This window comes from Pedococcus soli, assembly GCF_054782575.1.
This window is the reverse complement of the sequence record NZ_BAAGSF010000003.1, coordinates 143552-156988: the sequence shown is the minus strand read 5'-3', so window position 1 is coordinate 156988 and position 13437 is coordinate 143552. Positions and strand designations below refer to the sequence as shown.

The following is a 13437-nucleotide window of genomic DNA, read 5'->3' as shown; positions in this document are numbered from 1 at the left end:
TCGGATCTGCGCCGCGCTCGACGACCAGCAGGGGGTCTGGTCGTGCTCCGTGGCGGATGCAGAGATCGTCGCAGCGCATCAACGAGCGGTCACGACCTCTTTGCCAGTTCCATACCTTCCGACACGCCGACGGCGCCGTTTCCGGCCCGATCGGCTCAGTAGGGGGTCGTCCGTTCGGTTGAGGTGCGGTAGCCGCGTCACAGGCGTCTCACAGGCAACGCACGCCACCTCAGAGCGTGGCGAGCTGCTTCGCGAGCGCCTTCGCGACCTCACGGTAGGCCTTGGCCCCCTTGGACGTGCGGGAGGTGGCCAAGATGCTGCGGCCCACCGCCGGCGCCTCCGCGAACCGCACCGTCTTCGGGATGGGCGGGCTGAGGACCGGCAGGTCGTAGCGCTGGCCGACGTCGGCGAGCACCTCCTGGGCGTGGTTGCTGCGGCCGTCGAACATCGTGGGCAGGATCCCGAGGACCCGCAGGTCCTTGTTGAGGATCTTCTGCACGTCGGCGACGGTGTCGAGCAGCTGGCCGACCCCGCGGTGGCTGAGCATCTCGCACGGCATCGGGATGACCAGCCCCTGGCTCGCGGTCAGGGCGTTCAGCGTGAGGACCCCCAGGCTGGGTGAGCAGTCGAGCAGGATGACGTCGTAGTCGCCGCGCACGTCCTCGAGGGCGGTGCGCAGCACGTACTCGCGTCCGGGTCGCGGGAGCAGCTGGGCCTCGGCGCCCGCGAGGTCGATCACGCTGGGCACCAGGTCGACACCGTCGTCGCAGGCGACCCGGACGTCGGCGATGGTCGCCTTGCCCAGGAGCACCTCGTTGACGGAGGCCTCGACCTCGTCGGGGTCCACACCGAGGCTGAACGTGAGGCACGCCTGGGCGTCGAGGTCGACCAGCAGCACGCGCTTGCCCTGCTCGGCGAACGCCGCCCCGAGGGAGGCGACCGACGTCGTCTTCGCGACGCCGCCCTTCTGGTTGGCCACCGAGACGATGGCTGCGGGCCGGGTGCGAGCTCTGGCCAACGGGAGGGCCCTTCCGTGCGAGGTGGGTGTGCCGGGGGCGCCAGTCTGTCAGGTACGAACGGTGACGATGCGGCGGCCGTACGGACAGGGATTGTCCGGTCCCCGCGCGAAGAGATAGTTGAACGCTTATCGTGTTGGGCGTAGCGCAGGGCTACGCAAAGGGCGGCGCGGACGTGCCGACAGGAGAGGTTTGGCTGTGGCGACGCCGCAACACCGGGGCCAGGGGGGCCCCCAGGGACTCGACGATGCCACCTTCCCTGCAGCCCTCCGCACCGCCGTCAAGCGCAGCGGACGCAGCCTGGAGTCGTTGCGTCGCCGCCTCGACGAGCGCGGCACCCCCGTCAGCATCGCGACCCTCAGCTACTGGCAGTCCGGGCGCAGCCAGCCCCAGCGGGTCGGCTCGCTGGAAGCCGTCGCCCACCTCGAGGAGATCCTCGGGGTTCCGCGCGGCCACCTCCTGAGCAAGCTCGGCCCTCGACGCCGGCCCGGTCCGCCCCGCGAGCTGCCCCGCGCCGCCGACCTCCCGGTCGAGATCCCGCTCGCGACCCAGGCGATGGAGCAGCTGGGGTTCGGCGACACCCTCGAGCTCGTCGACCTCACGGTGCACGACACCCTCGACGTCGACGCCCACGGCGTTCAGCGCGTGCGGACCATCCGCAACGTCGTCCGTGCCATGCGCGACGGCGCCCAGCGCATCCCTGCCCTCCTCGCGACCGACCAGCCGAGCGGCGAACGGGCCGAGTTCCGGGCGGTCAGCGGCTGCCGCGTCGGGCGCACGATCTCCCACGACGCCGACGGCGTGTTCGCCGCCGAGATCATCCTCGACCGGCCCCTGCGCGTCGACGAGACCGCAGCGGCCGAGCACCAGGTCGTGCTCCCCCGCGACCTCGACCCCGAGCAGTCGATCGAGTACTTCCTCCTGCACCGGGTCACCGAGCTGATGATCTGGGTGCGGTTCCACCCGGCCAGGCTGCCCGTCACCGTCGAGACCTACAGTGTGCTCGACGGGATGACCACCTCGTCCCTGATCGACCTCGGCGACTCCACCAGCGTCCAGCACGTGGTGCACCGGGTCGGGCCGGGACGCGTCGGCATCCGCTGGAACTTCTGAGACCCGCCCTCGACGAGGCGGTCAGGCGCCGGTGCGCGAGGACGGTGCCGCCGGTCGCGCGGGGTCCTCGAGGGCGGCCCAGCTCGACTTCTCCGGCCCGAACGCCTGGCCGGCCGGGCAGTGCGCCCTGAAGTCGCACCACTGGCACAGCGGCCCCACCGTGGCGGGGAACCGTCCCGAGTCGACGCCGAACTGCGCATAGTCGTCCTCGGCGCGACGGGCGTCGCGTGCGATGGACTCGGCCTCCGCGATCTTGCGCTGCAGCGACTCGCCGCTGTGCTCGTGCGTGGCCACTGCACCGCTGGGCAGGTGGTGCAGCTCGACCCGGACGCAGCGGCGGCGGAACATCTTCCACGCCGCCGCGGCATACAGGGCGAGCGGGAGCGAGGTGCGCGCGTCGTCGTCGGTGGGCTCCCACCGGCTCGTCTTGTAGTCGACGACCGCCAGCTCGCTGCCGCGGTCGTCGAGCCGGTCGATGCGGCCCTGGAGGGCCAGCTTCTCGGTCTTGAGCGACACGGTGCGCTCGATGCCCAGCGGCTGGTCGACGGGGTCGACGTCGGAGAGGTAGGTGCGCACCTGCCCCTGCGCCCGCTGGCGCCACTCCAGCGACTGGTCGGCGTCGCGGAAGCCCGCCTCGATCCACGAGGTCCGCACGAGCTCGGCACCGGCCTCCGGGGTGCGCTGCTCCGGGGCGAGGTCCCACCAGTCGCGCAGGGCGTTGTGCACCGCCGTGCCCACCGAGGTGTGCGCCCGCTGGGGGCGCTGGGGCGGGGAGGGTCGGTCGAGGTACTGCATGCGGTACCGGCGCGGGCAGTCGACCCATGCGAGCAGGCGGCTCGGGCTGGCGCGGAACAGGCGCCGCGGCATACCGCCGAACGACTCCTGCACGAAAGCGGACCGGGCGGCCGACGCCGGCCCCGCGGGACTCCCCTGCTGCATGCCCGCCACGTTAGGCGCTGCCACTGACGAAGGCCCGGATGCTGTCCGCGACCATCTGGACGGCGATCGCGGACAGGAGCAGTCCTGCGATGCGCGTGATGAGGACCGTGCCACTGTCCTTGAGCACCCGGTGGACCTGCCCCGCGAACCGGAAGAACAGCCACACGACGAACATCGTGGCCATCAGCCCCAGCGCCACCGCGACGTACTGGCTGAGGCCGTCGGCACGCTTGACCTGGAGCATCGTGGCGACGATCGCCCCCGGTCCGGCGAGCAGCGGGGTGCCGAGCGGCACCAGGGCGACGTTCACGCCTGCGTCCGCGTGCTGCTCCTGCTCCGAACCGGTGAGCAGCTGCAGGGCCACGAGGAGCAGCAGCAGGCCACCGGCCCCCTGCAGCGCCGGCAGCGAGATGTGCAGGTAGGTGAGGATCTGCTGCCCGAACACCGCGAACAGCACGATGACGCCCAGCGCCACGAGCGAGGCGCGACGGGCGGCGGCGATCTTCTGCTTCTGCGTTAGGGTGCCGGTGAGGGCCAGGAAGATCGGCAGGGCGCCCGGCGGGTCCATGATCACGAGCAGGGTGACGAAGACCGAGCCCAGGACCTGCAGGTCGACGATGTCGTTCACGGCCTGACCACCTCGATGTCGCTCCGTGCCTGGTCCTCGATCTCGGCGAGCACCAGGGGGTCCGTGGTGTTCTCGCCGAGCACGTTCTGCTTGCCGGTGCCGTGGTAGTCGCTCGAGCCGGTCGTGAACAGTCCCAGCTGCGCGGCGAGGTCGACGGCGTGCGCCTTCTCCCGCGGGGTGTGGTCACGGTGGTCGGCCTCGAGCCCACCCAGCCCGGCCCGGGCCATCGACTCGATGACCTCGTCGCCGACCGTCCAGCCGCGACCGTTGGCGAACGGGTGCGCCATGACCGGCACCCCGCCCGCCGCCCGGACGAGCTCGACGGCGCGCACCGGGTCGGGCGCGTAGTGCGAGGCGTAGTAGCGGCTTCCGTTGCGCAGCAGGTCCTCGAACGCCTCGTCGCGGGTGCGGATCACGCCGCTGTCGACGAGGGCGTCGGCGATGTGCGGCCGGCCCAGGGTGGCACCGTCACCGGCGAGCCCGCGCACCTGCTCGAGCGTGACCGGTATGCCGTCGGCCGCCATGGCGTGCACCATGCGTGCCACCCGGGTCTCGCGGGAGTCCTTGGCGTGGGCCAGCTCGGCGCGCAGCTCGGGGTGGTCCGGGTCGACGAGGTAGCCGAGCAGGTGGACGCTGATGCCCCGGTGCTGGCAGCTGATCTCCACGCCGCGGACCAGGCCGACCCCGACCTCGAGGGCGGCGTCGACGGCGGCCGGCCACCCGGCATACGTGTCGTGGTCGGTCAGGGCCACCACGTCCAGTCCGGCCAGTGCGGCCGACCGGACCACGTCGGCGGACGGCTGGGTGCCGTCACTCGCCGAGGAGTGGGTGTGGAGGTCGATGAGCACGCCCCAAGGGTAGGGGCAGGCCCGGCGTGTCCTCGCCGCCCTGCGCGCGCGGCAACCTTTCGGACGCTCCCGCCGTAGTGCAGGGTGTCGACCACGGGAGGGGTGAGCATGAGCAGGAGCGACAAGGCGGCACGCGATGCCGCCTTCGCCGACTTCGTGACGCGGTCCACACCGTCCCTGCTGCGCACTGCCTGGCTGCTGACCGGCTCGCACGATGCCGCCCACGAGCTGGTCCAGGGCGCGCTGGTGAAGACCTACGTCGTCTGGTCCAGGGTCCACGAGGACGAGGCCCTCCCCTACGCGCGCAGGATCCTCATCAACCATCGCACGGACACGTGGCGCAAGACGAGGGGCGAGCACCCGGTGGCCGAGCCTCCCGAACGCCCCCACCACGACGGAACCACCGCCGACGACCGGGACCGGGTCGTGCGGATGCTCGCCGCACTGCCCGACCAGCAGCGACGGGTCGTCGTGCTGCGGTACTACAACGACCTGTCGGAGCACGCCGTGGCCGACCTGCTCGGCATCTCCGTCGGCTCGGTGAAGAGCGCCGCCTCACGAGGACTTGCCACCCTTCGGGCCTCCTACCCCACAAACGAGTCGACCACCGAGGGAAGCCTGCGATGACCAGCACCTTCGAGGACCGCGTCCGCGAGGACCTCCACGCGGCTGCCGGCGAGGTCGCCTTCGACCACCTCGACCCGGCCTCGGTGATCGGGCTCGGTCGGCGCGCCGCGAGACGACGTGGGCTGTCGCGTGCAGCGGCCGCGACCGCCGTGTCGCTCGCGGCCCTGGCGGTCGGGGTGGCGCTCGGCGACACCGCGCCGAGGCGGGCCGTCGCGCCCGTGGGCACGGCCACCTCCTCGACACCGTCGACTGCTTCGACAGCCACGGCACGGGTGAATGCGGGCGCGTTCGGGTCCCGCTCCGAGCTGCGGCCCGCCGGCTCGACCATGGCCTACACGGTCCGCGGCCTCGTCTCGGACGGGCATCGCTTCGCCGCCCTCGAGAACTCCGTCGAGGGGGTCCCCCGGACGGTGGCCGGGCTTCGCCTCGACCGGCCGGAACTCGCAGACGTGGCGTACACCGACGGGCCGCTCGCGATCTTGGTCACGCAAGGACCGGTGGACTCGATCCGGATGGGCTCGACGGGGTTCGCGCTGGACCACCTGGGGTCGGCCCCGGTGGCCGGGACCTCCCAGTGGCTGACGGTCGCGTCGATCCCCGCGTCGTGGACGAAGCCGTGGCAGGACCTGGCGTGGACCACGGGAACGGGCAAGCGAGGCGCCGCCCGGATGCCGGCGTCGTTCACGGCAACCATCCCCGCCAAGGGGGGCGGGGCAGGATGGTCCCCCCTTCCGGTGCGCTTCACCGCCCGGCCCACGCCCACCGGCACCGCCCTCGTGGAGGTGGAGAAGGCGGACTCCCCCACACTGGGACTGCAGCACCTGGGCCTCCTAACGCTCGACCCGGGTCAGTCACAGGAGTTCGCCCGCGGCGACGGCGGCGCCTACGCCACCCTCTACGGGCTCACCCGTTCCAAGCCCGTATCCGTCGCGCCCCGGGGCGACACCGCTGCGCGCTTCGTCGACGGGTGGACCTTCACGACGGTCGAGGTAACGGGCGGCGTGTGGGCAACGGCGATCCAGCTGACGGGGATGGACGACAGCAGCCCCGACCCTGTCCCCTCAGTCAGCTGGACGGACGGAACCGGGGCCTCGCATTCTTTCGACCTGCCGTGAGTTCAGGGGGCGTCGCCCCTTCAGCGACGACCCCGCTCACTCTGCGACGGGGCGCAGCTCGACGGTCTCCCCGGGTCCTGCGAACTTCAGCACGACCTCCTCGGCCCGTGCGCGGTCGGCGACGTCGATGAGGAAGAACCCCGCGAAGTGCTCGGTCGTCTCGGCGTAGGGACCTTCGGTCACCTTGCGCCGGCCACCCTCGAACCGCACCAGGGTCGCCTCCCGCGGATCGCCCAGGGCCTGGCCGCCGACCAGCTCGCCGCGTTCGGACAGGTCCTGCATGACCGCCTCGAAGTCCGCGTTGAGCCGCTCCCGCTCGGCTGCCGGCATCGCCTGGTGCTCGGCCAGGAAGTCGGCCGTCGGGTGACCCCAGGGCTGGGGGTTGGAGTGGATGAGGATGACGTACTTCATGTGGGGCTCCCTGTCTGGGTGCTGGTGGCCGTGCGGCCCGGTCACCACCATGACGCCCGGAGCCCGGCGTGCTCGACATTTCGCTCAGGATCTTTCTCCACGTGCCCACCCGACGTGCGCGCGCGCTGTGAGGGAACCCACGCGGCATACCGGTGTCCTTGTCCGGCAAGCCTCGGCAGGATGGCCACCATGCAATTCGGACGCAGCTACGAGGAGTTCGAGGTCGGCGCGGTCTACAAGCACTGGCCCGGCAAGACGGTGACCGAGTACGACGACCACCTGTTCTGCCTCCTGACCATGAACCACCACCCGCTCCACCTCGACTCGAACTACGCGGAGAACACGACGCAGTTCAAGAAGAACGTCGTGGTCGGCAACTACATCTACTCGTTGCTGCTGGGCATGTCCGTCCCCGACGTCTCGGGCAAGGCCATCGCCAACCTCGAGGTCGAGTCGCTGCGCCACGTCGCACCGACGTTCCACGGCGACACGATCTACGGCCAGACCGAGGTCCTGGACAAGTGGGAGAGCAAGTCCAAGGACGACCGCGGAGTGGTCCACGTCGAGACCAAGGGCTACAACCAGGACGGCACGCTGGTCTGCATCTTCCGCCGCAAGGTCATGGTGCCCAAGGAGAGCTACCTCGCCGCCCGCGGTGGTGAGCAGCCCGGCCGCCCCGAGCTGGTCGAGCCCGCGCCGGCCCCCACCCCCGCGCCCGAGGGCTGAGCCCTCCGTCACTCGGTGAGCACCAACTGTCGCAAAGGCCCAGCCTTGCCGACAGTTCGCGCTCACTGAGCGCGGATCGGGTCACGAACAGCCCCCGTCGGGTCGGTCACTGCACCGCTAGGGTCTGGGCATGGCCGATTTCGTTGGCGCGGTGGACCAGGGGACGACGAGCACGCGGTTCATGGTGTTCGACCACGCGGGAGCCGAGGTGGGCCGCCGTCAGCTCGAGCACGAGCAGATCATGCCGCGCGCCGGGTGGGTCGAGCACAGCCCGCTGGAGGTCTGGGAACGCACCCAGACCGTGATCGCGTCCGCCCTGGCCCACCTCGACCTGCAGGCCAGCGACCTGTCCGCGCTCGGCATCACCAACCAGCGCGAGACCACCGTCGTGTGGAACCGTCGCACCGGTCGCCCCCTGTACAACGCGATCGTCTGGCAGGACACCCGCACCGACAAGATCGCCCGCGCCCTCGACCAGTCGGGGAAGGGCGAGGTCATCCGCGAGCGCGCGGGCATCCCGCCGGCCGCCTACTTCGCCGCGGGCAAGGTCCAGTGGATCCTCGAGAACGTCGACGGCGCACGCAAGGCGGCCGACGACGGCGACGCGGTCTTCGGCACCATCGACACCTGGCTGCTGTGGAACCTCACCGGTGGCACCGACGGCGGCGTCCACGTCACCGACGTGACCAACGCCAGCCGCACCATGCTCATGGACCTGCGGACCCTCGACTGGGACGACGAGCTGCTGTCCTTCTTCGACATCCCGCGCTCGATGCTCCCCGAGATCCGGCCGAGCTCCGACCCGGCGTTCTACGGCACCACCCGCCCCGGTGGCCCCCTGGGTGGGGAAGTCCCGCTCGCCGGCGACCTCGGTGACCAGCACGCGGCCACCGTCGGCCAGGTCTGCTTCAGCCCCGGCGAGGCGAAGAACACCTACGGCACCGGCAACTTCATGCTGCTCAACACCGGTGAGGAGATCGTCCGCAGCGAGTCCGGGCTGCTGACGACGGTCGCCTACCAGTTCGGCGACGCCAAGCCGGTCTACGCGCTCGAGGGGTCCATCGCCGTCACCGGCTCGGCCGTCCAGTGGCTGCGCGACCAGCTCGGGATCATCTCCGGGGCCGGCGACGTCGAGCGCCTCGCCCGGTCCGTGCAGGACACCGGCGGCCTCTACTTCGTCCCAGCCTTCTCCGGGCTGTTCGCGCCCTACTGGCGCCCCGACGCCCGCGGCGCCATCGTCGGCATGTCCCGCTTCAACACCGGGGCCCACCTGGCCCGGGCCACCCTCGAGGCGATCTGCTACCAGAGCCGCGACGTCGCCGACGCGATGACCAAGGACTCCGGCGTCGAGCTCGAGGTGCTCAAGGTCGACGGCGGCGTCACCGCCAACAGCCTCTGCATGCAGCTGCAAGCGGACATTCTGGGCGTGCCCGTCTCACGCCCGGTGGTCGCCGAAACCACCGCCCTGGGCGCGGCCTACGCTGCAGGTCTGGCCACTGGCTTCTGGTCCGGCACCGAGGAGCTGCGCGCCAACTGGCAGGAGTCCCAGCGATGGTCGCCGACCTGGAGCGACGAGCAGCGCACCGACGGGTATGCCGGGTGGCGCAAGGCCGTGGAACGCACCCTGGACTGGGTGGACGTCGACGAGGGGTAGGGCAATGACCACGGGAACCGCCACCGGGACGACCGGGAACGCCCGGACCACAGGGCTCTCGCCGCAGTCCCGCCAGCGCGCCATCGAAACCCTCAAGTCCGGCGAGGAGCTCGAGCTGCTCGTCATCGGCGGCGGGGTCGTCGGCAGCGGCACGGCCCTCGACGCCGTGACGCGGGGCCTGTCGACAGGCCTGATCGAGCAGCGCGACTTCGCCAGCGGCACGTCGTCACGGTCGAGCAAGCTCATCCACGGCGGCCTGCGCTACCTCGAGATGCTCGACTTCGCGCTGGTCCGGGAGGCCCTGCACGAACGCGGCCTGCTGCTCACCCGCCTCGCGCCGCACCTCGTGCGCCCGGTCCCGTTCCTCTACCCCCTCACCCACCACGGCTGGGAACGCGCCTACGTCGGCTCGGGCATCGCGCTCTACGACGCGATGGCCATGGCGGCCAGCGGCGGCGCCGGGCTGCCCCACCACCGCCACCTCACCCGCCGCCAGGCGCTGCGGCTCATGCCCAGCCTGCGCAACGACGCCCTCACCGGCGCCGTGCAGTACTACGACGCCCAGGTCGACGACGCCCGCCACACGATGGAGCTGGCCCGGACCGCCGCCCACTACGGCGCCCACGTCGCCAACCGTGTCGCCGCCATCGGGTTCCTGCGCCAGGGTGAGCGCGTCACCGGGGTCCGGGCGATCGACAAGCTCACCGACGAGGAGTTCGTCATCAACGCCCGGCAGATCGTCAACGCGACGGGTGTCTGGACCGACGACACCCAGGCGATGGTCGGCGAGCGCGGGCAGTTCCACGTGCGCGCCTCGAAGGGCATCCACCTCGTCGTGCCGCGGGACCGTATCCACTCCTCGACCGGCCTGATCCTGCGCACCGAGAAGTCCGTGCTCTTCGTCATCCCGTGGGGCCGGCACTGGATCATCGGCACCACCGACACCGACTGGGCACTCGACAAGGCGCACCCCGCGGCCACCCGTGCCGACATCGACTACATCCTCGACCACGTCAACCGCGTCCTCCAGACGCCGCTCACCCACGAGGACGTCGAGGGCGTGTACGCCGGGCTGCGCCCACTGCTCGCCGGCGAGTCCGAGTCCACGAGCAAGCTGTCCCGCGAGCACGTGGTGGCCCACAGCGCCCCCGGACTCGTCGTCGTCGCCGGAGGCAAGTACACGACCTACCGCGTGATGGCCAAGGACGCCGTGGACGAAGCGGCACAGGCGATCTCGCGCCGAGTCCCCGCGTCCACGACCGACACGGTTCCCCTCGTGGGGGCCGTCGGCTACGCCGCGATCTGGAACCAGCGCCACTCCCTCGCCGCCGACGCCGGGCTGCACGTCGCCCGGGTGGAGCACCTGCTGCAGCGCTACGGCGTCCTCACCCAGGAGGTCCTCGCCCTCGTCGCCGAGCGCCCGGAGCTGGGACAACCCCTCGACGGCGCCGAGGACCACCTCCAGGCCGAGGTCGTGTATGCCGCGTCCCACGAGGGAGCGCTCCACCTCACCGACATCCTGACCCGCCGCACCCGCATCTCGATCGAGGCCTGGGACCGCGGGGTCTCGGCAGCACCCGTGGCAGCGGCCCTCGTCGCACCCGTGCTCGGCTGGGACGAGGCCCGCACGCAGGAGGAGATCGCGATCTACCTCGGCCGGGTCGAGGCCGAACGGGTCAGCCAGACCATGCCGGACGACGCCTCCGCCGACGAGGCCCGTCGCAGCGGGCCGGACAGCACCCTGTAGCGCGGCCGCGCCATACGCCCTCTCCAAGGGGCCTGACCTGCGCTTTTGGCTTAGGGTCCCACCATGGCTCGCCTGCGCACCGTCTCCCCCGCCTCCCGTGGCTGGACCCGTCGCCGGGCCGGCAAGGGGTTCGTCTACCTCGACGCCGACGGCGCCCGTCTCCCCGCCGCCGACGTCGAACGCATCCGCGCCCTCGTCATCCCCCCAGCGTGGGAGAACGTCTGGATCTGCCCCGTCCCCAACGGCCACATCCAGGCCGTCGGGAGCGACGCGGCCGGCCGTCGGCAGTACCTGTACCACCCGGACTGGCGGATCAAGCGGGACGCCGCGAAGTTCGACCGCGTCCTGGGCGCCGCCGCCCGCCTGCCGGCCGCGCGCAAGCGGGTCCTCGCGGACCTCGCGCTGGAGGGTATGCCGCGCGGCCGGGCGTCCGCCGTGGCCGTCCGGCTGCTCGACCTGGGCTACTTCCGTATCGGCAGCGACGCGTACACCGAGGACAACGGGTCGTTCGGGCTGACGACCCTGGAGCGCCAGCACGTCACGCGCAAGGGTGACGTCATCGTGTTCTGCTTCGTGGGAAAGTCGGGGATCGAGCACTGCATCGAGATCGACGACACGGCCGCGATGGAGGCGCTCGACCGGCTGCGCAAGCGGCGCTCGGCGAGCAGGCGGCTGCTGGCCTACCAGGACGCGAAGCGGTGGTCCGACCTCGACGCCACCACGGTGAACGCCTACCTCGCCGAGCTGCTCGGCGGCGAGATGACCGCGAAGGACTTCCGGACGTGGCACGCGACGGTGCTGGCAGCGGTCGCCCTCCGCTCCAGCAACGAGCCCGGCGACACCAAGACCTCACGCAAGCGCGCCATCAAGGCCGCCGTCGAGGAGGTGGCCAGCTACCTCGGCAATACTCCCACCATCGCCAAGAACTCCTACATCGACCCGCGCGTCCTCGACAGCTACGAGTCGGGCACGACGATCGACGTCGACCCCAGCCGGTTCCGCAGCCCCGAACGCCGTCAGGCCGCCATCGAGAAGGCCGTGCTCGCGCTGCTCGCGCCGAGCTGAGGGCCCGCCCCGGGGGCTGCGACACGTCATACCTCCATGGCACGATGGCGCCGTGAGCAGCGAAGAGCAGACCAAGCCGGAGAACCGCGCCCGCCCGACGACCGACGAGTTCCGCGCGTTCGTCGCCGAGGACTGGGCACCGCGCACCCCGGGTGCCACCGGGCTGAGCGAGGCCGCCCGGTATGCCGCGGACCGGCGTGCCGCCGTGAGCGCCGCCTACGAGGGCGACCGCCTGGTCATCCCCGCCGGGGGCCTCAAGGTGCGCAGCAACGACACGGACTACGTGTTCCGGCCCCACACGGCGTTCGTCCACCTGACCGGCCTCGGCGGTGACCGGGAGCCGGACGCCGTCCTCGTCCTCGAGCCCCGCGACGACGGCTCGCACGAGTCGATCCTCTACTTCCGTCCCCTCGCGGGTCGTGACAGCGACGAGTTCTTCGCCGACTCCAGGTACGGCGAGTTCTGGGTCGGCGCACGCCCCACCATCGAGGACATCGAGACCGAGCTCGGCCTCACCGCCCGCCACATCGACGAGTTCGCCGATGCCGCGGTCAAGGACTCGGGCGAGGTGACCGTCCGCGTCGTGCGTGACGCCGACCGCGACCTCACCCGCCAGCTCGACGCCGCACGCGCCTCGGAGAACACCGATCAGGACGAGCTCACCGAGAGCGACGACGAGCTCGCCCACTTCCTCTCCCACCTGCGCCTGACCAAGGACGAGTGGGAGGTCGAGGAGATGCGCAAGGCCGTCGAGGCGACCCACCACGGGTTCGAGGCGGTCATCGCCGACCTGCCCGAGGCGCTGGCCAACGGCCGCGGCGAGCGCTGGGTCGAGGGCGTCTTCGGCCTCACCGCCCGGCACGAGGGCAACGGTGTCGGCTACGACTCCATCTGCGCCGCCGGCGACCACGCCACCACGCTGCACTGGATCAAGAACACCGGGGAGATCAACGACGGCGACCTCATCCTGCTCGACGCAGGGGTCGAGGTGGACTCCCTCTTCACCGCCGACATCACCCGCACGCTCCCCGTCAACGGCACCTTCTCTGACGCGCAGCGCGAGATCTACGACGCCGTGTATGCCGCGCAGGAGGCCGGCCTCGCAGCGGTCAAGCCCGGCAACAAGTTCTCCGACGTGCACGCCGCCGCGATCCGCGTGATTGCCGAGCACCTGCACACCTGGGGTCTGCTGCCGGAGGGCGTCGACGTCGAGGGGACCCTCGACAAGGAGCACGGTCAGTACCACCGCCGCTGGATGGTGCACGGCACCAGCCACCACCTCGGCCTCGACGTGCACGACTGCGCGCTCGCGACGCGCGAGGAGTACATGGACGCCGAGCTCGTGCCGGGCATGGTCCTCACCGTCGAGCCGGGGCTCTACTTCAAGGCTGACGACCTCAAGGCACCCGAGCGGTTCCGTGGCATCGGGGTGCGCATCGAGGACGACGTCCTGGTGACCGCCGACGGCCACGAGAACCTGTCCGCCGGCATGCCGCGCACGTCCCAGGACGTCGAGGCCTGGATCGCCGAGGTCCAGTCCCGCTGAGT

At 71.3% G+C, this 13437-nt stretch carries 13 protein-coding genes; 8 read left to right on the top strand and 5 right to left on the bottom strand.

All coding sequences use genetic code 11. The features are described from left to right. Positions 1-229: 229 nt before the first annotated feature. The gene (locus ACYVKF_RS03720; protein ID WP_056915357.1) at positions 230-1018 is read right to left on the bottom strand and encodes a ParA family protein; all 789 of its coding nucleotides are present in this window, start codon (positions 1016-1018) and stop codon (positions 230-232) included. A gap of 196 nt (positions 1019-1214) precedes the next feature. On the opposite strand from ACYVKF_RS03720, the gene ACYVKF_RS03715 reads away from it, so the two are divergent. Further along, complete coding sequence (locus tag ACYVKF_RS03715; protein WP_056915358.1) at positions 1215-2129, top strand: hypothetical protein; 915 nt, start codon at positions 1215-1217, stop codon at positions 2127-2129. A 21-nt stretch (positions 2130-2150) separates the two neighbouring features. On the opposite strand, the gene ACYVKF_RS03710 is transcribed toward ACYVKF_RS03715, so the two are convergent. The 3 genes from ACYVKF_RS03710 to ACYVKF_RS03700 are packed head-to-tail and all read right to left on the bottom strand — an operon-like array spanning position 2151 to position 4544. Next, positions 2151-3068, bottom strand: a complete 918-nt coding sequence (locus ACYVKF_RS03710) for a RecB family exonuclease (RefSeq protein ID WP_460964921.1) — start codon at positions 3066-3068, stop codon at positions 2151-2153. Positions 3069-3078: 10 nt separating this feature from the next. After that, complete coding sequence (locus ACYVKF_RS03705) at positions 3079-3696, bottom strand: MarC family protein (RefSeq protein ID WP_056915359.1); 618 nt, start codon at positions 3694-3696, stop codon at positions 3079-3081. Next, positions 3693-4544: a PHP domain-containing protein gene (locus ACYVKF_RS03700; protein ID WP_056915360.1), complete on the bottom strand. Its 852-nt coding sequence runs from the start codon at positions 4542-4544 to the stop codon at positions 3693-3695. The genes ACYVKF_RS03705 and ACYVKF_RS03700 overlap by 4 nt, the downstream gene beginning before the upstream one ends. 108 nt (positions 4545-4652) lie before the next feature. Here ACYVKF_RS03700 and ACYVKF_RS03695 point away from each other — a divergent pair, with 108 nt between their 5' ends. After that, positions 4653-5171 carry a SigE family RNA polymerase sigma factor gene (locus ACYVKF_RS03695; protein ID WP_056918327.1) on the top strand — a complete coding sequence of 173 codons (519 nt, stop codon included), beginning with the start codon at positions 4653-4655 and terminating at the stop codon, positions 5169-5171. After that, positions 5168-6286: a hypothetical protein gene (locus ACYVKF_RS03690; protein ID WP_460964918.1), complete on the top strand. Its 1119-nt coding sequence runs from the start codon at positions 5168-5170 to the stop codon at positions 6284-6286. Before ACYVKF_RS03695 ends, ACYVKF_RS03690 begins: the two co-directional genes overlap by 4 nt. Before the next feature lie 36 nt (positions 6287-6322). On the opposite strand, the gene ACYVKF_RS03685 is transcribed toward ACYVKF_RS03690, so the two are convergent. Further along, positions 6323-6697, bottom strand: coding sequence for a YciI family protein (locus ACYVKF_RS03685; RefSeq protein WP_056915361.1), 375 nt, complete (start codon positions 6695-6697; stop codon positions 6323-6325). A gap of 180 nt (positions 6698-6877) precedes the next feature. Between ACYVKF_RS03685 and ACYVKF_RS03680 the strand changes: the two genes are divergently transcribed. From ACYVKF_RS03680 to ACYVKF_RS03660, 5 genes are all read left to right on the top strand, one after another. Further along, positions 6878-7423, top strand: coding sequence for a MaoC family dehydratase (locus tag ACYVKF_RS03680; protein WP_460964916.1), 546 nt, complete (start codon positions 6878-6880; stop codon positions 7421-7423). Positions 7424-7553: 130 nt separating this feature from the next. Beyond that, positions 7554-9077 carry a glycerol kinase GlpK gene (gene glpK, locus ACYVKF_RS03675; RefSeq protein ID WP_460964914.1) on the top strand — a complete coding sequence of 508 codons (1524 nt, stop codon included), beginning with the start codon at positions 7554-7556 and terminating at the stop codon, positions 9075-9077. Positions 9078-9081: 4 nt separating this feature from the next. After that, a complete protein-coding gene (locus ACYVKF_RS03670; RefSeq protein ID WP_460964912.1) occupies positions 9082-10824 on the top strand; it encodes a glycerol-3-phosphate dehydrogenase/oxidase in 1743 nt (580 codons plus the stop codon). A 63-nt stretch (positions 10825-10887) separates the two neighbouring features. Continuing rightward, a complete protein-coding gene (locus ACYVKF_RS03665) occupies positions 10888-11889 on the top strand; it encodes a DNA topoisomerase IB (protein WP_056915364.1) in 1002 nt (333 codons plus the stop codon). 52 nt (positions 11890-11941) lie between these two features. After that, entirely contained in the window at positions 11942-13435 is a 1494-nt protein-coding gene (locus tag ACYVKF_RS03660) for an aminopeptidase P family protein (protein WP_460964909.1), read from the top strand. The last annotated feature ends 2 nt before the right edge of the window (positions 13436-13437 follow it).

What these genes read in the sequence shown, in the direction of transcription:
- ACYVKF_RS03710 (WP_460964921.1), bottom strand. Translation starts at nt 3,068, where the DNA reads ATGCAGCAGGGGAGTCCCGCGGGGCCGGCGTCGGCCGCCCGGTCCGCT.
- ACYVKF_RS03685 (WP_056915361.1), bottom strand. Translation starts at nt 6,697, where the DNA reads ATGAAGTACGTCATCCTCATCCACTCCAACCCCCAGCCCTGGGGTCAC.
- ACYVKF_RS03690 (WP_460964918.1), top strand. Translation starts at nt 5,168, where the DNA reads ATGACCAGCACCTTCGAGGACCGCGTCCGCGAGGACCTCCACGCGGCT.
- ACYVKF_RS03695 (WP_056918327.1), top strand. Translation starts at nt 4,653, where the DNA reads ATGAGCAGGAGCGACAAGGCGGCACGCGATGCCGCCTTCGCCGACTTC.
- ACYVKF_RS03665 (WP_056915364.1), top strand. Translation starts at nt 10,888, where the DNA reads ATGGCTCGCCTGCGCACCGTCTCCCCCGCCTCCCGTGGCTGGACCCGT.
- ACYVKF_RS03670 (WP_460964912.1), top strand. Translation starts at nt 9,082, where the DNA reads ATGACCACGGGAACCGCCACCGGGACGACCGGGAACGCCCGGACCACA.
- ACYVKF_RS03680 (WP_460964916.1), top strand. Translation starts at nt 6,878, where the DNA reads ATGGCCACCATGCAATTCGGACGCAGCTACGAGGAGTTCGAGGTCGGC.
- glpK (WP_460964914.1), top strand. Translation starts at nt 7,554, where the DNA reads ATGGCCGATTTCGTTGGCGCGGTGGACCAGGGGACGACGAGCACGCGG.